The sequence below is a fragment of the Vibrio sp. 10N.261.51.C6 genome, from assembly GCF_041471785.1.
In the GTDB taxonomy this organism is placed as follows: Bacteria; Pseudomonadota; Gammaproteobacteria; order Enterobacterales; family Vibrionaceae; genus Vibrio; species Vibrio crassostreae_C.
On the sequence record NZ_JBFRPB010000069.1, the window covers coordinates 1 to 20,949 of the forward strand.

General features: G+C 43.8%; 15 protein-coding genes. 7 read left to right on the forward strand and 8 right to left on the reverse strand.

The features are described 5' to 3' along the window. Window positions 1-225 precede the first annotated feature (225 nt). Complete coding sequence (locus tag AB4375_RS18360; protein ID WP_029235437.1) at window positions 226-846, forward strand: DNA-J related domain-containing protein; 621 nt, start codon at window positions 226-228, stop codon at window positions 844-846. A gap of 145 nt (window positions 847-991) precedes the next feature. Here AB4375_RS18360 and mrdA read toward each other — a convergent pair whose 3' ends face one another. From mrdA to AB4375_RS18385, 5 genes are all read right to left on the reverse strand, one after another. Next, window positions 992-2,890 carry a penicillin-binding protein 2 gene (gene mrdA, locus AB4375_RS18365; protein WP_372052231.1) on the reverse strand — a complete coding sequence of 633 codons (1,899 nt, stop codon included), beginning with the start codon at window positions 2,888-2,890 and terminating at the stop codon, window positions 992-994. 376 nt (window positions 2,891-3,266) lie between these two features. Then, window positions 3,267-4,922 carry an ABC-ATPase domain-containing protein gene (locus AB4375_RS18370; protein ID WP_017060076.1) on the reverse strand — a complete coding sequence of 552 codons (1,656 nt, stop codon included), beginning with the start codon at window positions 4,920-4,922 and terminating at the stop codon, window positions 3,267-3,269. A 120-nt stretch (window positions 4,923-5,042) separates the two neighbouring features. After that, the gene (locus tag AB4375_RS18375; RefSeq protein ID WP_372052233.1) at window positions 5,043-6,950 is read right to left on the reverse strand and encodes an EAL domain-containing protein; all 1,908 of its coding nucleotides are present in this window, start codon (window positions 6,948-6,950) and stop codon (window positions 5,043-5,045) included. 179 nt (window positions 6,951-7,129) lie between these two features. After that, complete coding sequence (gene fabV / locus AB4375_RS18380) at window positions 7,130-8,329, reverse strand: enoyl-ACP reductase FabV (protein ID WP_372052234.1); 1,200 nt, start codon at window positions 8,327-8,329, stop codon at window positions 7,130-7,132. Window positions 8,330-8,410: 81 nt separating this feature from the next. Further along, complete coding sequence (locus AB4375_RS18385; RefSeq protein WP_017069908.1) at window positions 8,411-9,034, reverse strand: arylesterase; 624 nt, start codon at window positions 9,032-9,034, stop codon at window positions 8,411-8,413. Here AB4375_RS18385 and AB4375_RS18390 point away from each other — a divergent pair. The 3 genes from AB4375_RS18390 (at window position 9,033) to AB4375_RS18400 (ending at window position 14,134) form a co-directional block, all read left to right on the forward strand. Next, window positions 9,033-9,707 (forward strand): ABC transporter ATP-binding protein, encoded by a 675-nt coding sequence (locus AB4375_RS18390; RefSeq protein ID WP_017067780.1) that lies wholly within the window; start codon window positions 9,033-9,035, stop codon window positions 9,705-9,707. The genes AB4375_RS18385 and AB4375_RS18390 overlap by 2 nt on opposite strands. 1 nt (window position 9,708) lies before the next feature. After that, window positions 9,709-12,147 carry an ABC transporter permease gene (locus AB4375_RS18395; RefSeq protein ID WP_372052235.1) on the forward strand — a complete coding sequence of 813 codons (2,439 nt, stop codon included), beginning with the start codon at window positions 9,709-9,711 and terminating at the stop codon, window positions 12,145-12,147. Between the two features lie 532 nt (window positions 12,148-12,679). Then, window positions 12,680-14,134: an FAD-dependent oxidoreductase gene (locus tag AB4375_RS18400; RefSeq protein ID WP_017060081.1), complete on the forward strand. Its 1,455-nt coding sequence runs from the start codon at window positions 12,680-12,682 to the stop codon at window positions 14,132-14,134. 180 nt (window positions 14,135-14,314) lie between these two features. On the opposite strand, the gene AB4375_RS18405 is transcribed toward AB4375_RS18400, so the two are convergent. From AB4375_RS18405 to AB4375_RS18415, 3 genes are all read right to left on the reverse strand, one after another. After that, a complete protein-coding gene (locus AB4375_RS18405; RefSeq protein ID WP_372052236.1) occupies window positions 14,315-15,265 on the reverse strand; it encodes a biotin-dependent carboxyltransferase family protein in 951 nt (316 codons plus the stop codon). After that, a complete protein-coding gene (locus AB4375_RS18410) occupies window positions 15,258-16,010 on the reverse strand; it encodes an allophanate hydrolase subunit 1 (RefSeq protein ID WP_017069911.1) in 753 nt (250 codons plus the stop codon). The genes AB4375_RS18405 and AB4375_RS18410 overlap by 8 nt, the downstream gene beginning before the upstream one ends. Before the next feature lie 134 nt (window positions 16,011-16,144). Continuing rightward, entirely contained in the window at window positions 16,145-16,888 is a 744-nt protein-coding gene (locus AB4375_RS18415; RefSeq protein ID WP_017060084.1) for a 5-oxoprolinase subunit PxpA, read from the reverse strand. A 375-nt stretch (window positions 16,889-17,263) separates the two neighbouring features. On the opposite strand from AB4375_RS18415, the gene AB4375_RS18420 reads away from it, so the two are divergent. The 3 genes from AB4375_RS18420 to galE all read left to right on the forward strand — a co-directional run bounded on the left by AB4375_RS18420 (window position 17,264) and on the right by galE (window position 20,872). Continuing rightward, window positions 17,264-17,800, forward strand: coding sequence for a YfiR family protein (locus AB4375_RS18420; protein WP_102394476.1), 537 nt, complete (start codon window positions 17,264-17,266; stop codon window positions 17,798-17,800). Continuing rightward, complete coding sequence (locus AB4375_RS18425) at window positions 17,800-19,776, forward strand: diguanylate cyclase domain-containing protein (RefSeq protein ID WP_372052238.1); 1,977 nt, start codon at window positions 17,800-17,802, stop codon at window positions 19,774-19,776. Before AB4375_RS18420 ends, AB4375_RS18425 begins: the two co-directional genes overlap by 1 nt. Window positions 19,777-19,858: 82 nt before the next feature. Continuing rightward, window positions 19,859-20,872: a UDP-glucose 4-epimerase GalE gene (galE, locus tag AB4375_RS18430; RefSeq protein WP_017060088.1), complete on the forward strand. Its 1,014-nt coding sequence runs from the start codon at window positions 19,859-19,861 to the stop codon at window positions 20,870-20,872. The last annotated feature ends 77 nt before the right edge of the window (window positions 20,873-20,949 follow it).

Genomic DNA, 20,949 nt, shown 5'->3' on the forward strand with positions numbered 1-20,949 from the left:
AAAGGTCAACACGCCCTAATGGTTGTATTCAACGAAATGGTACTCAGTTTTGACGATAAAAGGTGCCTTTAAGCCAAACGTTAGAAAGTTGTTTGTCCTTAAGCTCGACAAATCTTAGAAAATCGCTTTCAATTAAAGAAGATACGCAACGGATGCGAAACAGGTTACTTATAGTATCCACATTTCTAGAAATCCATTAATTCAGAGAAGCTAACTGAGTCAACTATGTCGAATTATCAAGATGTGAGAGCAAACTTTCATTGCCATATGGAAAACCCATTGCTTTGGCCGATAATGGAAGTGCTCAAGCAAAAACCAAGCGGATGGAAAGTACACACATTGGCAGCTCATCTGAACGATCTTGGGTTTGTGCCAGTGTTGGATGCTGTGCCTGAGAAAGAGTTGTTTAAAAAGAACTTCCTTATCATGAATGCGCTTTATCAGCTTCAAGAAACCTTACACCCAGATGGTTGGCTCCAAGTCCAAGCGATGGACATCGAATTGATGAATGGTCGTTATCACGGAAGCAGTCACAGCATCGATCATCAAGACCCACTTCGAGAATACTACATTAATTGGGTTAACTATGAAGCGGATGAAGGTGAAGTCAAAAGGCTGTTGAACGAATTTTGGACTCGGTATAGAAAGTATGTGGGTGGTGATGAACTCGATATGGATCGAAGTCGAGCATTGAACCTGTTTGAGTTACCTTTAGACGCGACACACCATGAAATTAGAAAACGTTGGCGACAACTGGCATTGAGATGGCATCCGGACAGAGACGAAGGCAACACCGCAAAATTTCAGACGCTCTGTGAAGCATGGCATGTATTAAGAAGCTCATAATCGACAGGCATTTTTAGCTGTCTAATTGCTTAGAACCCTAAAACAGAAAGCCCCACATTGTGAGTGACACAAGTGGGGCTTTGTCATTATTACGGTATGTTTTGGGTAACTACGTTATGTGCTGTAGCGACTTAAGTTATTGGTGTTAGGAGTGATCTTTGCTCTCGCCACTTTTATGTTCAAAGGCATAGTCGAGTACTTTACGGATATAAGGCGCACCGACTTTTGAACCGCCGTTACCGTGTTCAATGACCACAGTTGCGACATATTCAGGGTGTTCATACGGTGCGAAAGCCGTGTAAAGCGCGTGGTCAAGTAAATGCCTAGCGAGTTTCTTCGAGTTGTAGACCTGATCTTTCGCAAGATCAAAGACTTGTGAAGTTCCTGATTTTCCGCCGCTCGTATAGTCAGTTCCCTTAAATGCACGTCTGCCGCTGCCTCTACTTCCGTGGTTCACGAGTCGCATCGCGTTGATTGGTACATCCCAAATTCTATCCGGCACTTCGGTGATTGAGGGCATTGGCTCCGGTTCGACAAGTTGTTGTGTACTGAAATCTTCGCCGTGATCTAAGGTTGCTCTCAAGATATGAGGGGGCATCACCTTACCATGATTAACTAATACTGATGTTGCTTTAGCAAGTTGCATAGGTGTCGATGTCCAATAACCTTGGCCAATACCAATCGGAACTGTGTCACCCTGATACCAAGGGGTGCGATAACGCATCATCTTCCATTCTCGAGTCGGCATGTTGGCGGTACTTTCTTCATAGATATCAATGCCTGTCGGTTCACCAAATCCAAATCGGTTCATCCAACTTGAAATTCGGTCAATACCCAAATCGAAAGCGGTTTGATAGAAGAATGAATCTACCGACTCTTCAATGGCTTGAGTGACATCGACAGGTCCGTGACCCCAACGTTTCCAGTCACGCCACGATTTGGAGTTTCGTTTAGAGCCAGGAATTCTCCAAACGCCATGGTCGTTACGGATGGTATCTTCAGAGATGACATGTTCTTGCAGTCCTGCCACAGCCATAAATGGTTTAACGGTTGAGGCAGGAGGATAAACGCCTAGAGTGGTGCGGTTAACCAACGGGTGAGCCGGATCATTCAATAAACGTTGGTAGTTCTTACTCGAAATGCCGTCGACAAATAGGTTAGGGTCGTAACTCGGGCTTGATGCCATCGCCAACACGCTGTTGTCTTTCGGATCGAGAATAACCGCGCTTCCAGTTCGGTGATCAAGTTGCTCAAAGACGTATTTTTGCAGCTCAAGGTCAATATTTAACACGATATCTTTACCAGCTACTGGCGGCACGTACTCAATGGTTCGGACTATTCGCCCACGGCTGTTTACTTCGACTTCTTGATAACCTTTGGTGCCGTGCAGAATATCTTCGTAATAACGTTCAACACCCAGTTTTCCTATGATTGTTGTAGCTTGATAATTCGCTTCTATCCCTTGTTCTTCAAGCTTTCTGAGATCGCTATCATTGATGTGCGCCACGTAACCAAGAACATGGGTAAGCACCTCACCATTCGGGTAAAAACGCTTTAAGCTGGTATCGATAGATAAGCCGGGGAACTGGTACTGGTGCACGGAGAACTTGGCGATCTCTTCCTCCGTTAAGTTCTCTAGAATAGTCACAGATTTAAAACGGCGGGTGTTGTGATAGCGTTTTTTGAAACGAGCGATCTGCTCTGCATCACGGGGGACATATTTGTCTAGCTTGGTGAGCATTGCATCGACATCATCGGTTTGCTCAGGAATCATGGTTAGATCAAAGACAAGCTTGTTCTCTGCAAGCAACACGCCGTTACGGTCGTAAATAAGTCCACGAGTAGGGGCGATAGGTAATACTTTGATTCTGTTGCCATCGGCACGAGTTTGATAGCTTTTAAAATTTTCAACTTGAAGTCGGTATAGATTGCCGACTAAGACAAGAGTGAACATCAAGATCCCACAAAACGCGACGATTACGCGGTTTTTGAATAGGTTCACTTCGATTTTATGGTCACGCATCTTAACGCGTTTATGATTCATTGAAGCCTCAAGGGTCTGTTACATTTGGTTACACTTATCGAATCGGGACTTTATCTGAATATCACTAGGGTTTTGTAAAAGCTGTGTCATGTTTTTAGGGATCGACAGCATTAGATGGCGGTAAACAGTGCCTTTAATTTTCTCATTACAAAAGATGATAAGTAATTGATGTAAAGATTGGTTTTATGAATTTATAAAGTTCAAGAGTTTTGACGACACTAGAGGTTAGGTCAAAAGAGGTTAGATAAATTTACGGCCCTCAGAATGAGAGCCGTAGAAGGTTAATTTGCTTATTTAGTGGCTTAGAAGCTTTAGTAAATTAGAAGATTAAAACTTCAAAAACCTAGAAGCACAATAAATCCGATATTTAACGAAATCAGTTCGAAGGCTTGAACTGAGATTTACGCATACGGTTCAGAGCAGCCATCACATCTAACGTTCTTGGTTTCGCTAGGTCACCGTAGTTAGGCATGTTAGCGTGCCATTCGTTTTCTAAAATAGCGTTAAACTCTTTAGCAGGGTTGTTTGACCAACCTGGAGTTTGTGCGAATTGGAACCAAGCCCAACCGATCGCATTCACTTCAGACGGTGATTCTAATTGCTCAAGCGCAGAAAGGTCTGCAAACTCTTTACCAAAACGCAGTGACTCTTTGCCTTTAGCATTAACACGGAATTTACCGTCAGTCAGAATGTTCATCAGTGAAGCACGGTTCAATGAACGCGGTACAAACGTTTCTAAAGCAGTTTCACATTCGTTAGTACGCTGAGTAGGGTGCTGAGCAATCACGTCTTTTGCTTTTTCAGTCACATCTACCGCTTGGTAGTCGTGCATTTGAATCACAGTGTTCGCGACATCTAGGTAATCACCAGAGCCACCCATTACAACAATGGTAGAGATATCCATCTCTTCACGAAGCTGACCAATGCGGTCGACAAGTGGTGTGATTGGCTCATCGCCTTTTGACACTAGCGCTTGCATACGCTCGTCACGAATCATGAAGTTAGTCGCTGACGTATCTTCATCGATAAGTAGAGTTTGAACGCCGGCTTCAATCGATTCTTGTAACCAAGCCGCTTGAGACGTAGAACCTGACGCATCTTGTGTGCTGAAGTCAGATGTGTCTTTCTGCATTGGTAAATGGTTGATGTAGTTTGACAGGTTCAAGCTGTGCACACATCGACCATCTTCAGCGCGGATCTTCATCGTATCAATCGCAGTTACAATGCCTTCGCGACCGTCACCAGGAATATGGTTGTAGATAGAACGTTCAACGGCGTTCAACAGTGTCGATTTACCATGGAAACCACCACCAACGATCAGCGTAATGCCTTTTGGAATGCCTAGGCCGGTCACGTCACCTTGGTTTGGAGTATTTAACGTAACACTCAATGATTCTGGAGCCGCGAAAGGTACCGCGTCTTTCATTGGAAGGTCGCAGTTACCCGCGATACGAGGTAACACACTGCCGTTTGCAACGAAAGCGGCTAGGTTGTTTTCATCCAATTGAGCACGCAGCGCTTCTTGGTCTTCAATCGTTTCACAATGTTTGATCATTGCATCGATGTTTAACTCACGCTCAAGCGTCGCGCGACGAATAAACTTCGGTAAGTAGAAAGTGATGATGTTGTTCGCTTTCTTAGCAAGAATGCTACGACCATCAGCTGGTAAATTAATACGGAAACGAATTTCGATGCCGTGGTCTGTGAATACAACAGCTGTGTTGTCTAATACGGTTTGCCCCGTCAGCGCGATAGAAACGGTCGACTCTTGTTTCGCGAACTCAGAGAAGCTACGTGCGATAAAGTCACGAGCGGCTACTTGGTATTCGTAAGATTTTTCTTTCAGCCAATCTAACCCGGTCAAAGACCACGCGCGCGTTGCACGAAAACGAGAAGCTGACGCGTATGGGTCACCTTGGATGTGGTCGATGTGTAATTCAAAATCAGCAAAGTCGTATTGACCTTTAATTTGTTGATATGCACGGTAGTTTTGTTTTTCGAGCTTTTTAAGCTTTGCAGTCAACTGATCCATAACGAGGAATGCCTATATAAGGGGAAAGATAAAAACAGAAAGGCGGCGATTATAAAAATCACCACCTTTAGAGTAAAGAGAAAGTAGGCCTAAATCCAAAACTAACTGCTCTTTTTCGCTTTAAGCGTAACGAGTTGTCCCCAAATAGTTTTGATTGATTAAGCTGTGTTCGAATTCTTGGCTCGGCATTGGTCTTCCGTAAAGGTAACCTTGACCCACATCGCAGCCTTCGTTAATAATAAATTGCTCCTGAACCTCCGTTTCTATGCCTTCAATCGTCACTTTTAAGTCGAGCTTTTTGGCAATTTGGACAATAGAACGAACAATTTCCGAGTCTTCGTGTGAGTTGAGTATTTGGTCGATAAAGCTCTTATCAATCTTAATGGTGTCGAATGGGAACTTCTTCAGATAACTGAAGGAGGCGTAGCCCGTACCGAAGTCATCTAGTGACAATGTAACGCCAATATCGTGCAAAGATCCCAAGGTATTCTTGGCAACCACTTCATCTGCTATCAGTCCACTCTCCGTAACTTCAAGTTCTAAGAAACGAGGCTCTAAATGATAGGTTTCGAGTAGGTGAACCACTTGTTCCGCAAAGTGTACGTTCTTGAGTTGAATTGCAGACACATTCACAGCCATCTTGAAATCTTCAACGTATTCGGACCACTCTTTGGCTTTTTCAATCGCATTGCGTAAAACAAAGCTGCCCACTTCGAAAATCAAACCGTTTTGTTCAGCCATGTGGATCAGGGTTTCGTTAGAGATATCACCCAAAACAGGATGTCGCCAACGAAGCAAAGCTTCAGCACCGACCCAGCGATGCGTCAACGGGCTAACTTTGGGTTGAAAGTAGAGCATAAGGTCATCATTACGAACGGCTTGAAGCAAATAGCCTTCGATCTTATTAATGTGAGTTTGTTCTTCGGTATGGGATTGAGAGTAGTAAGCGAACTTTTGTCCTGAATCTTTGCAGGCTAACATCGCTTCAGAAGATTTCTGCAGAATGCTTTCCGCGTCATCTTCGTCGTTCGTAATTGCAATCCCAATAAACGCGTGCAAATGCACTTTGTCACTTTCGATGTCGAATTCTGAATGACCAACTTTAACGAGCGTCTGGCAAAGTTCTTCAAGGCGATGGTGTAAATCTTTAACGCTAAACGCCAATACGAGGTCAACCGAAGTAGGGCGTGCAGTTAATACATCGATATCAGAAATACAGTCGATGCGTTTTCGGTATTCAACAAGCACTTGGTCTAACGCGTTATAGCCGTAGCGTGCTTGTATGCGTCTACCGTTGGTAAAACCAATATGAACGACTGCAAATGAGCTGTCTGTCAGCCTTCTCTGTGACAGTAGCTTGTGGTTTAAGCGAGATTCAAATGCGTTTCGGTTTAAAAAGCCGGTGCCGAGGTCGTGATTCTTTTGGAAGTTAATCTTCTGTTCAGCCGCTTTTCGTTTATCAATTTCTTGATTCAACGAGTAATTAAGGCTCGCGAGATCTTTAGTGCGATTGTAAACGCGGTTTTTTAGGTCGCGATTCATTTGGGTAAGCTTGGCGTGTTGGAATAGGGTTTTAAGCTGAGATTCAATCGAAGTCCGAAAGCTCTCTAACAGTTTGATATAAGTAGGGGTGTAGTGATTCTCTTTCGAGTCCAAGATACAAATGGTGCCAAACAGTTCACCGTTAGGCCAAAGTAATGGAATACCACAATAGGAGACTAAGCCGAGTTTGATGTCTGGGTTGTTGTCCCACTTAGGATCGGCAAGCGCGTTAGGCACAAGAAGCTGTCGTTGAGTTTCCATCACTGTTTCGCAGTACAGCCCATTCCCCAGCGTTTCAGAATCACCTTTGTTGTATGGGTTGTTCTCGCTACGACTGGTTGAAAAAACTTCAATGTAATTGGCGTGAACACGCATGATTAGTGCTGCGGGCACTTGAGTAATTTGAGCTAAGAGGTCGACAATATTCTGCCAACCGTGCTCCATATCGTCTGGGATATCTAAATCGAGAGTTTTTATTTTCTTCATATGACTCCGAGTCAATTATGCTAAATGCATCAACACATCCTGTGTTAATTATGATGAACCAAAGAAAACTATGAACCTTACGTTTAATAAGTATAAGAAATGTTGCACGAAAAAACCTCCGCAATTATGCAGAGGTTTTCAAATGTGAATCCGGGTCTCAGTAATGAGATAATTTTAGATTAAGGCTTTAACTTTATAAAATCTTCTGTATTAAGTTTCTGGCTATAATCTACCGATGGTTGAGCAAACCCATTTAATTGTAGAAATTCTTCTTTAAACCCTTGGTAATCCCCTAAGGTTTGGAAGTTATTTTCGTCCATCTTTTCTAGCAGTTCAGTTACGTGCGCTTGGGTTTCTGGGTCTAATTCCCAATCATCCATACGGATCAATCGCTCACCATCAAGTGGTACTTTGGATTGACCATAAAGTTTACTGCCAAACAGACGCTGCATTTGTTGGATACAACCTTCGTGGGTCTCTTTCTCTTTCATCACCTTATACAAAGCAAGTAAGTAAGGGCTTAATCCAGGGATGAAAACGCTCGCTTTAGTGACTAGGGCTTTACATACCGCCGCGTAAGCGTTGCCATCAAAGTTAGCTAACTCTAGATTAAGAGCGTGGCTGGTTTGGTGAAGGTCGATCTTAGCGCGTCCCAATGTACCGTCTAAATAGATAGGATGTGTGACTTCTGGACCCACATAAGAAAACGCGATTGTCTTACAACCCGGAGCAATAGATTCTGCGTTGATGAGCTCATCTATCCATTGTTCCCAATCTTCGCCTCCCATCACTTTGAGTGTGCTTTCGGCTTCTTCTTCCGTCGCGGCTTCAAGCGTGTTGGTGACCCAGTTGTCGTGTTCCAGAGAAATGGTTGCGCCAGTTACGCTTTCACCAATAGGTTTGATGGCAGAGCGCCAAAACTCATCGGAATCTGGTTTAGGACGAACGCCTGCAGCTAAGCTATAGATAATCAGATCCACTTCACCTTCGAAGTAGGTTTCAATGGCTTCGACAACTTGTGAGCGTGTTTCTTGCGAAAATGCGTCGCCAACGATGTTGATAGCAGTGCGTTGCTCTCGTTCGGCTTCTTTTTTGAAGTAGATGTTGTTGTACCAACCAGCACTACCTAGGGATTTTTCGTTTGGACCGCGCTCGAATGAGACGCCGATAGTGTCAGCTTTTGCGCCGCCAAAGGTAAGGGCAATACGAGCGGCAAGGCCGAATCCAGAGGAAGCGCCGATGATCAGTACTCGTTTAGGGCCATCTTTGATTTGCGGCGCACTCTTAACAAACTTGATTTGTTGCTTTACGGATTCTTGACAGCCAAGAGGGTGAGCGCTTTTGGCTACCACACCCTTGATAACAGGTTCGATCAGCATAAATAACCTTACAGTTAACGGTGATATGCACTCAGGCTAACGTAAAGCTGTGTAAAATTTATTGAGCTAGACCATTAAAACTTAAAGATACTGATATAATTCTTCGGCGACGAATTCAGCGATCCAAGGTTGAGCTTCTGGTTTAGGATGCAAGCCATCGTTCATCATCCACTCAGGTTTAAGGATGATATGTTCTAGAAAGAACGGCAGAAGCGGCACATTTTGTTGATCAGCTAAAGCCGCAAAAACGTACTCAAACTGTTGGTTATAACGCTTACCGTAATTTGGCGGAATTTTAATCTGCATCATGATCGGTTTGGCGCCCGCAGCTTTTATCTGCTCAATGATCTGCTCAAGATTTGCAGACATCAGCTTAGGTGGGAAACCACGAAGTCCATCATTCGCACCAAGTTCGATAAGAACGGTGTCTGGAGCATGTTCTTCAAGCAATTGTGGTAGGCGGGCTAAACCATTGCCCGTTGTATCACCAGAAATACTCCCGTTAACCACGGTAACCGCTTTATCATGTTTTGCTAGCGCGTCTGGCAACAAACTTGGCCAACTCTGTTTGATGTCCATGTTGTAACCAGCACTCAAACTATCGCCAAGTACCAATAACTTTGAATCTTGAGCTGACGCAGAGCCTTGAGCTAAAGAAGCGGTTGAAAATAAAATAAAAAATAAAAAGGAAATTAGTCGAGTCATGCATACATCCATCATTAAAGCAGAAGCTGTTTCCAAGACAGTGTCTACTAATCAAGAACATTTAACAATCCTAGAGCACGTTGATATCGATATTCGTGAAGGCGAAACGGTCGCGATCGTAGGCACGTCTGGTGCAGGTAAATCGACCCTAATGACGCTGTTAGCTGGTCTTGATGTACCAACGAAAGGCGAAATCAGTTTATTAGGACAGCCACTTTCACAGCTTGATGATGAGGCAAGGGCTAAGATCCGCAGTGAATCGGTAGGGTTTGTATTTCAAAGCTTCTTGTTAATTCCAAGCCTTTCTGCGCTGCAAAATGTCACGTTACCTTGTTTGTTGAAGGGAGCAGACGAAGACATCGAACGCGCGACTGCTCTGCTTGAATCAGTAGGCTTGAAAGACAGGCTTGATCACTTGCCGTCTCAACTATCGGGTGGTGAGCAACAAAGGGTCGCGTTGGCGCGCGCATTTATGATTAAGCCAAAAATTCTTTTTGCCGATGAACCCACAGGCAACCTAGACCAACAAACTGCTGCCAAAATTGTCGAGTTGTTGTTTGAATTGAACTCATCCCACGGCACAACTTTAGTTTTGGTGACACACGATCCTAAGCTTGCACAACGTTGCCAAAGAACACTCAAGATGCATGTCGGTCAGATAGAGGAAGTCTAAATTGAATTCATCAAACGGACTGAATAAACGCCTGTTTTCATGGAGTATCGAAGAGATTCGACACGGCCAGTTGTGGCCAGTTTCAATCGCTTTAACGCTTATTATTGCTTGTGTATTTGCATTGTCGGCGTTGGCCGAACGTATGGAGCAGGTAATTGTTAAACAGGGCAAAGATGCGCTTACTGCTGATAGCGTGTTTATCTCAGCAAACCCAATTCCGCAATCCTTGTTAGACCTCACTCAAGTTGAACAATTAGAAAGATCTCAGTTGACTCGTTTTTCAACCATGGCATTCAGTGATAACTCAATGCAGTTAGTGACGGTAAAAGCAGTTGAAAGTAATTACCCATTACGCGGTGAAATGATCTTAGAGGGCGCTGATAAAGCATCAAGTAACCATGTTGAGCCGGGTGAACTTTGGCTAGACGAGCGTATATTTGCACAGTTAGAGGTTGAAATTGGTGACAATGTCACTATTGGTGATGCCGATTTAGCGATAACTGGACGAATCACTCAAGAACCAGGCTTAAGCTTTAACCCATTCCAACAAATGCCAGCTGTGCTGATTCATACAAGTGATATCGATGCCACGGGAGCGATTCAACCGGGCAGTCGCGTTAGCTTTAGATTGTTTTTAAATGGTGATGAATCGAAACTCAAAGCCGCACAAGACAGTATCGAACTGACACCAAGTGACCGCTGGCGTACACAAGACTCAGCCAGTCGTACCAACGACATGTTCGAAAGCACCACTCAATACTTATCACTAACGGTAGCTATCGTAGTGATCATGGCTGCGACCACTTTGGTACTCACTTGCCAACATTATGTTGCGAGTCGCCGTAAAACCATCGCGATGCTTAAGAGTTTGGGTGCAAGCAAGCAGTGGATCGTTAAATGGTTGTCTGTACAGGTATCTTTATTAGTGGTTATCGGTGCAGTACTGGGAATAACTATCGGTATCGGCTTAGAGTTTGTGCTTCGTATACCTCTGGGTGACTTATTACCAACGCCACTTCCTAGCTATGGTATTGAACCTGCAATCTTGGCGATTTTATCAAGCATCTTAATTGGTGTTCCTGCTCTTGGTATCCCGTTAATTGGCTTGGTCAATACCTCGGCAATCAGCGTTATCCAATCAAGTCACCAGTCCAATGAAAGCTACAAGAAATATTTGTTGTTACTGGTACCGATTATTCCAATGATGCTGATGTATGGCGACAATCTATTGGTATGGATAGTTCTAGCGGGTATCGCTTGCCTGTTCTTAGTACTTGCGGTCGTTAGTACGCTTGTTCTGCGTTTGGTTGGCAAGTTACCGACATCTACGTCTATGCGTTTAGCATTGAGCAGAATTAATCGCACACCTTTAGCAACGGGGATTCAATTTGGCTCTTTAGCGCTTTCACTGATGTTGCTGTCTATCATCTGGTTGGTAAGAAGTGATTTACTGTCAGATTGGCAGCAAACCTTACCCGAGAACGCACCAAATGCGTTTGCACTTAACATTGCAAGCTATGAAAAAGACAGTTATCTCGAGACGATTGATGCAAACGAAGTAGAGCGTACTCAAGCGTTTCCAATTATCCGAGGACGACTGACGACGATAAACGGTGTCGAAGCATCGGAATACAGTGATACCTCTGGAGAAACAGACGCACTAAGCCGTGAGATCAACTTCACTTGGGGAGATAGCTTACCTAAGTACAATGAAGTATTAGAAGGCAGCTGGACACAAGAGCATGGCGTATCTGTAGAATCGGATGTCGCGGAGCAACTGGATCTAAAGATTGGCGATGAGCTGTCATTCACAATCAACAGCCAGAATGTTTCTGCCAAGGTGAATAGCATCCGCAAAGTCGAGTGGCGAGAAATGAAGCCGAACTTCTACTTCATTTTTACTCCAGATGTCTTGAGTTCAATCCCTTCTACTTGGCTAGTGAGCTTCAGATTAGAAGAACAACACAATCAGATGCTCAACGAACTCTCTCGAAATCATCCAACCGTGAGTTTGATGGATATTCGTAAGATGGGTAGCAAGATCCAAGAGTTGCTTAAGCAGATTGTTTGGTCGATTACCGTACTTGCGGCGTTAGGTGTGGTGGCGGGGCTGTTGCTTATCTTCACTCTATTGCGATTGAGCTTATCTCAAAGACAACAAGAGATACGCTTGTATCGAACATTAGGCGCGAGTAAGAAGCGAATTCTCAATACTATTTGGTGTGAGTACGGTTTAATGGCGTTAGTCGCAGGCTCAATTGCAGCCCTTGGTTCTGAGCTCAGCGTGGCAGGAGTGATGAACTTTGGTTTTGAGTTACAACCTTCACTTCACCCGATGTTGTGGATAGCGCTACCGGTGCTAACGTTCATCACATTAGCCGCGGTAGTGAATAGCTTAATCAAACGTTTGTTGGCACCAGTAAACAAGGATTTTGGCTAGTCGTTAGCGAGATCTAGCCAAGCGCTTAAAACGGTCTAAAAGTGAGATTATTTATACTTAGTCATGCACTATTTATAATACGTCGCTTTAGACCGTTTTTTATTTAACCAACCGGTAGCATAAGTAAAAAATATCGCACCTTAGATTCCACTGTTTTTAGCATTTTTTAAAACTAATTACCCAATAATGCCGATTTAATGAACAGCGGTTAGTCCCTGTAAACAAAGGGTTTGCGCAACTTAGCAAGAACGTTATCAACAGTTATCCACAAAAACGGTGGATAACTTTAGGGATAAGTTAACCGCTATGTTTTAAGAGTACTGAGGCAGCCTTTATGTGGCGTCACTTAGGACAAATTTGACTGTTAGAATAACCTTTAAAACCCTATCTGGAGTTATTGAGTCAAGAGATTATTTATGTTTTTTACATAGATATTAAATCCCGCCTATCTAAGACCTTGATAAAAATGTGTTTTAATTCATCGCAGAACAAAAGTAGAATAGAGGCAGTTAATCTTATTCTACAGAACACGATGAACCACAACAAAACGGATACAAATCAACCTTCTATTGCCATTGTTGGTGGTGGTATTGCCGGAACAACGAGCGCGATTCACTTTAGTGAGTTGGGTTTTAAGGTCACTATCTTAGAAAAAGGGCCGAGTTTGGTTAATGGTCCACCAATTTGCCACCTGCACGCTGGCGGCAATTTGTATCGAGATATTTCTGTAGAGCAGTGTCTTCAATTGCTCACACAGTCAATTGATACCGTCCGCTTATTCCCTCATACGATCAATATTCGTCCGACAATCATCGCCGTTCCGCACAGTGATGGTGGAGAGCCGTTGGATCTGCTTCCTCGTCTCAAGATAATCAAAAGCGCTTATGCCGATCTTGTTAAACAAGATAAAAGCAACCAAGTGCTCGGTGATCCGGAAGAGTATTATAAGCTGTACAGCAAAGAAGATTTATTAGCACTTTCTGCGAAAACACAGCCTCTGAAACCAACATCGCTTGATGATTGGTGTATTCCTTTCGCCAAGCATACGGATTTAGAGACCCTAAAGTATCCTGTTGCGATGGTCCAAGAGTATGGCTGGAGCGTATTCCGACTTTCTGCGACCGCTCAACTCTCTTTGGGGCAACAAGCTAACTGTACTGTGTTAACCAACAGCCGATTACAATCTGTTGAGTCGACAGGTCAAGGTTGGTCTTTGACTTATACCGATGCCGAAAACCAAAGCTGCCAACTAACGACCGATTACTTGATTAATGCGAGTGGGTTTGAAACGGGTATCGTAGATGACTTTGTTGGCTCTAAGCAGCAAAGACTTGTTGAGTTTAAAGCTGCATACGTTACAGAGTGGCCATATTCGCAAGAATGTAAGGAAGAGTGGCCAGAAGTTATCTTCCATGGCCCGAGAGGCACACCGCAAGGCATGGCGCAATTAACGCCGTATGCTGATGGTGTGTTCCAACTTCACGGCATGACAGAAGGGATTACTCTGTTTGAGGGTGGGCTTGTTTCATCGTCAACAGACTCGTCACAGCCACAGTTGCCTTCGAAGCTGCTTAAGAAAATCGTATCGGGTTGGAGTGAAGATCAGCTTGAATTAAGAACTCGCGCGGCAATAACGCATATGTCTCAGTTCATCCCAAGTTTCAGTTCTGCATTGGTCGGTGGTAAACCTTTGTTTGGTGCACAACAGATTCCGGGAACCGATCCAAGCTTAAGAGCTTCAGACGTTTCATTCTGTGGGGATCGCTATGCTCGACTTGAAGTAGTAAAAGCTTCTTCAACATTAGAAGCGGCACAAAAGGTCGCTGAGCAATGGTTTGATGTATCAGAGGCGGCATCTATTGAAGACACACACTCAGTGACAATGTCACTTAATCTAAATGATATTGAAAACAGAGCGATAGATTTGACACAAGAACGTGGATACCCAGAAGCGCTTGCCAAGGTGTCAGGTCAAGATCACGCTTAATAGCCTATAATTAGTCTATCATCATCGACTGCGTTTAATTTCTTCAATTCGGCTTACTGTAATAGGTAAGCCGAATCTTCATTTCAACATCTGCTTAGATACCGAACCTCATCTAAATGACATCTTCCTAGTTGATTATTCTCAGCTACATAGCATTTAGCACATAACACATCGCAAAAACTAATAGCCGAAAAACTGAGCCCATTGGCACCAAACATCTTGTAAGCCCAAGCGATCGCCCTTGCTGAACGATATCGCATGTCCAGGTTTTGCTTGCGCCAAGCGTGGTAAATCGATTCTGGCGACACATCCTATCTTCGGATAACCACCTATGGTCTGTCTATCATTAAGCAGCACGATAGGCTGTCCATCTTGTGGAATTTGAATCGCACCTAGGGCAATGCCTTCTGACAATAGCGAAATGTCAGGCGAGTCGACGGGTTCGCCACTGAGTCGATAACCCATCCGATTAGAGTTTTGGTCAACGTGATACTGCGCGTTATACAAAATCTCTCTTGCTGACTCGGAGAATCGCTCGCTTTGATAGCCTTCAATCACTCGTAGGTTCACGGGTAGATTGTAATCAGGCGTGTATCGGAAGGTAACACTCAACGCTTTAAATGGATGAGAGAGTTGGTGTTGGGTAAAAGCGATTTGTTGCCCTTGCTGGCATGGCTCGCCATCTTGCGTTAATCCACCAATCTTTTCACGAGTGACTGTAGAGCAGCTATCAAGAGTTGATGGAACATCGAAACCGCCCTTAATGGCTAAATACGCCCTTAGACCATTTTTAGGCAAACCAAATGAGAGAACTTGCCCCTTAAAAGCTTGAAAAGTGCTCCAGTTAGCCTGTGGTTTACCATCGAGTTTCGCTTGTAAATCACCCCCGCATAGTGCCATCTCGCAATCAAAATCGATTCTCAACGCACATTGCCCAAGCGTGATTTCCAACGCCGCTTGGTTGACTGGGTTGCCCAATAGATGGTTAGCCCAGCTATAAGAGTAGTCATCAACCGGTCCACCTTGCGTTAATCCAAGATGAGCAACACCAAATCGCCCAAAGTCTTGAATCAAACTCAACGGGCCGGGCTTAATCACTGTCAGTGTTGGTTTAGTTTTTGTCTTAGCCATTTACGATGCCTCCACCCAACTCTACAAATTCTTTTTTTGAAATCGCTATGAAACGGACGGTATCACCAACATTAAGCAGAGACAGTGGTCTTTGCGTGATATCGGCGTTCTTCAACTGGCTATGATCGAACAACGGAAGTGGGCAATTGCCAATAATATTCCAACCGCCCGGTGAATCCGAAGGGTACACAGCTGTTTTCGTATCCGCGATGGCGATACTGCCTTTGGGCACAATTAAGCGGGGTGTGGAGTGACGGGGCAAGGCAAGCTCATTAACCACATCCGACATAAAGGCAAAGCCAGGCGTAAACCCAATCGCACTGACGCTGTATGTCTGTGAGGTGTGATGTTGAATTATCTGGTCGAGCGACAGGCCTTTGTTTTGATATCGGTCTAAATCGAGCGACGTTTCTGGTGAGTAATAGGCAGGAAGCTCAATCGTATCGCGAGTTTTACTAACACTAGAAAAGGACGACAGAGCATGACTCAACAAATTATTGAGCTGTTCAATGAGCTGCTGTTCTGATATTCGATAAGGGAGGTAGTCGACCAATATTGTTTGGTAAGCCGGTGTCACATTCATCAACACCGATGCTAAGTTTTGGCGAATGGCATCGGAAAAGTGAGCTATGTATTGCGCATATTCGGCGCTAGATTGATTATTTGAAGGCGATAGCGTCAACGTCACCAAAACGCTGCATTCCGCGACTGGCGCTATATTGAATTCAATCTGATTCGTCGTCATTTCGTTTCCATACGTTTGTTATCTTGCCTTTTTTAGCTTACTTGGCGTGTCTCACTTCCGTGTCCAAGCCAATACAAGTCAATTAGATCTCACGAGCGATTAGACCATGCGTCATACCAATCACACGCTTCATACTAATTAAAAGCGTTGAGGTCTTGTCTGATTTTTCTAATTAATGCGATGGATTGAGGGTTATCACCATGAACACAGATAGTATCAGCTTCAATAGGCAGTCTTTCGCCCTCTAAAGTCGTAACCGAACCATAGTTAATGATTTGCATAACTTGGTTATAGATATCGTCTTGATTGACGTAAACCGAGCCTTTTTGAGTGCGTGGCGCTAATTGTCCGTTATTTAAATAAGCACGGTCGGCAAACGCTTCAAACAAGAGAGGCAAGTCATGGTCGTCAGCAATATCCAAATACTGTTGATTGTCTGATGAAGAGAGAATCATCAACGGGATGTTAAACTCAGCGACGGCTTGGGCTACCGCATTGAACACATCAATGTTTGCCATCATATCGTTATAAAGAGCGCCATGAGGTTTCACATAGCCAACAGTGGTATGGTGATAGCGGCAAAGGGCTTGTAATGCACCGACTTGATAACAAACCAGCTCACTGATTTCGTCCATGGTGTGTGGAATAGAACGGCGACCAAAACCAACGAGATCTTGATAACCGGGATGAGCACCAATTTGGGTGTGATAGTGCTGCGCCAGTTTTATGGTTTTGGACATAACGTGCGGATCAGACGCGTGAAAGCCACAAGCGATGTTTGCCATATCGACCCATTCCATGACCGACTCATCATCGCCCATCTTCCAATTGCCGAAACTTTCTCCCATGTCGCAATTAAGCAAAATCTTCGTTGTCACGTGGTGCTAATCCTTTACGTTGAGGTAAGTAATGACGGTCTTATAAATGCCATAAATAAACAGTGACCTGACTCAAATTTTCGACACCGAAAATTTACCAGTATGGCATTTCATATATAGTTGAACTATTGATTAAAGGATTAATATCTATCTGTATATTAGGTGAGCACATGATATCGCGCCAGGTTTGCTTAGGACTAGCATTAACGATACCTGTTTTTGTCTCTGCTCAAGAAAACTCTCTAGACCAGCTCATGTCGATGAGCCTTGAAGAGTTGTCTATGTTAGATGTCGAAATGGAAACGGCTTCGAAAGTGACACAAAAACTTACCGAGATTTGTGTCAACCAAGAGTCCGTATATGTGAGGATCTCTCATGAATTCTAAGTGGCTCAAGTACCGTATTAAGCTCGGTTTTACGAAACTCAGCCTTGCCACTATAGCTATGTTTATTGTGCCTTTGAATACATCGGCGGCTAGTTTCAAGCCTTATGAAGTGAAAGCGGTGTACCTTTTTAGAATTGCCAACTTTATTCGTTGGAACGACGAGAGCACCATGAATACGGTTAACTTCTGTGTGATTGGCGATGAGAAGGTAAGCAAAGCACTGACGTCGATTACACAAGGGAAATCTATTCGTTCTCTCGCTATTCAAGTACATCAATTGGTGACTCCTAAGTGTGATATCACTTATCTATCTGATCTCGATAATGATGAATTTAGCCGTAAAGCCCACTCACCACATACTGTGACGATTAGCGATATCCCAAACTTTACGGACATGGGAGGAGTCATTGAGCTAACGCACATCGATAATAAGCTAAAGCCTAAGATCAACTTAGTGAATGCAAGACGCGGTGAATACGTCATTGGCTCAAACCTGTTACGAATCGCTATAGTGGAGGGCCAATAATGTTGTCTTTCATTAATAACATATCGATTAAAAACAAGCTGATATTACCGATTGTCATCTTCATCGCAGTTACTTTTGTGACGATTCAATCAATTAATTACACTGTCACTTTTGAGCGAGAGAAAGAGAGTCTTATTCAGCGAGTTAAAGTGTTAGCACAAGGTGTTGCTTATAACCTACAAGCCGCGATTCTATTTGAGGATAAATCTTCGGCTCAGGAGATTTTGTCAGCCTTCGTTGCGGATAAAGATATCGTCAGGGTGAAGCTCTATGACATTAATGAACAGCTTTTTGCGAGTTATCAAGTCAGTAATACGCTGGTTCCAAGGCCGAATACCGATGAATTAAATGACATCGCGGATCACCAATTTGCAATCTCCGAGAATTTCATCTTTTTGCTTGTTCCGGTGACGCTGGATGACGCTGTGATCGCTAACTTGAGAGTGACAATATCAAAAGAAACGTTTAATACGATCTTAACGAATATTTTCAAGGTTGCGGCCGTCTACTTGCTGTTTCTTGTGATCTTAGGCGGGGGATTGGTCAAATTGGTTCAACGCTTGATTATCGATCCAATGTTTGACCTTAATGAGGCGATGCAAGCTTTTGTTGAACGTCGTTCAGAACAACCAAAATTAGTCGCAACGAACCACGATGAGATAGGGGATCTGGTTCGAGCTTTTAATACCATGCTCGAAAGACTTCAACATCGTGACAACCAAATCAATTTTACGCTCGATAAACTACAAGAAGAAAAGTCGTTTGCAAATGAGGTAATTGAAACTGTTCAGCACTCGTTGTTGGTAGCCGATGAAAAAGGGTTCATCGTTCATGCGAACGCTGCTACTCGTGACATTTTTAAATGTACCGAAGCGTTTCTTGAAAATTTGTTGATCCAAGAGTTGATCGCGACAAAGCAAACTGGGCTCTTACAAGAGGTTATCGACGCTAAGATTGAGCTCAATGACGAACTACTCGAAACCACCGATCTCTTTCACTCAAAACGCTGGCTTCGTGTGAGTAGCCGTTCGTTGCCAAAGCACGGTCGTATTCTTTATGCAATCCAAGATGTCACGGGGATGGAAACGGCCATGAGTCGCCAGCGTATCGCTGCGGGTGTTTTCGAAAACAGTAAAGACGGCTTGATCGTGCTCAACTCATCCAATGTGATAACCATGGTTAACCCGGCGATCACACAACTTCTCGGTTATCACTCTGATCTGCTGGTGGGCAAAACACCATTTGAAGTATTTTCGTGGCAGCAATTTTCATCATTGATGCCGACAATTCGCAGTTCGTTAGACAACTATGGTCAATGGCAAGGCGAAGTGTGGGAGAAAAGCGCGTCCGGCACGTTAGTTCCAATGTTTGTCAAAGTGAATCGAATTGCCTCAGACAACGAGAAAGACGAGTTTGATATGGTATTAACGCTGTCTGATTTATCCAACGTTAAAGAGATGGAAAGACTCGAACACTTGGCTCATCACGATGCATTAACCGGGTTAGCGAATAGAGCGCAGCTGTATAAGGTTATGGATGATGTTGTCACGTCGAGCCACTATTCAAATCAGCATTTTGCGGTTATTTACTTGGATTTGGATGGCTTCAAAGAAGTGAATGACAACTATGGTCACGATGCGGGTGACGAAATCCTTAAAGAAGTGTCAAACCGGTTATTATCTCAGGTAAGAGCGGGGGATTTGGTTGCACGTTTGTCGGGTGATGAATTTGTTCTTATTATTAAACAGACAAACAAAGTCTTATTAGCGAAGTTAGCCGAGCGATTGTTGGATCTGATCGGGCAAGAAGTGAATTATAAACAGCGTTCACTTCATGTTGGGGCGAGCTTAGGTATCAATTTAGTTGATGGCTCAGAGCGTGATATTGACGTGATTCTAAAGGTTGCTGATGAGGCTATGTACCAAGCGAAACGCAAAGGAAAAGGTCAGTTTGTGTTCGCTCGTGAGGGTAAATAGGCACCGGTGTTTGTGAGCTCACCCTAAGTTGTTGTATCATAAGTGATAGGTTGAATATTTTTAATTAAAAGGTCTGCTAAGCATGAATGTTTTAGTTACAGGTGGCATGGGTTACATTGGTAGCCATACAAGTATCCAGATGATCAACGCAGGTATGACACCTGTACTTTTTGATAGCTTATACAACAGCAAACCAAGCGTTCTAGAGCGCATCGAAAAAGTCTCGGGCGTTCGTCCCAACTTCATTGAAGGTGACGTTCGTGATAAAGCGCTTTTGACTGAAACTATGAAGCAACACAACATCGAAGCGGTTATCCATTTTGCTGGTCTGAAAGCCGTCGGAGAGTCTGTGGAAAAGCCTCTTGAATACTACGACAACAACGTAAACGGCACTTTAGTTCTTGTTGATGCAATGCGTGATGCGGGTGTAAAAACCTTGGTATTTAGCTCTTCAGCAACGGTATACGGTGATCCTGCAAGTGTGCCAATTACTGAAGACTTCCCAACAAGCGCTACCAACCCATATGGTCGTAGTAAACTAATGGTTGAAGAGTGTTTAACCGATTTCCAAAAAGCCAATCCTGATTGGAGCATTACACTGCTGCGTTACTTTAACCCTGTAGGTTCACATCCAAGTGGTGAGCTAGGTGAAGACCCGCAAGGTATCCCAAATAACCTAATGCCATTTGTCTCTCAAGTAGCAGTGGGCCGCCGTGAATTCCTATCTGTATTTGGTAGCGATTATCCAACAAAAGACGGGACTGGCGTTCGCGATTACATCCACGTAATGGATCTGTCTGATGGCCACATCGCAGCGCTTGAGAAAGTAGGGTGCAAAGACGGTCTTCATATCTACAACCTTGGTACGGGTAACGGTTCAAGTGTGTTAGACATGGTTAAAGCATTCGAACAAGCAAGCGGTAAAGAGATCCCTTACAAGCTAGTTGAACGCCGTCCTGGTGACATCGCAGAGTGTTGGGCAGATCCAGCTAAAGCTCAGAAAGAACTGGGCTGGAATGCAAGCCGCACATTGGCTGAAATGACCGAAGATACATGGCGCTGGCAGTCAACAAACCCGAATGGATTCCCTGGTTAACCTAGTGGTTTCGTGAATGATTCAAAAATTAAAAGATGCTTTCGGGCATCTTTTTTGATCTTAATCGAATAAAAAGT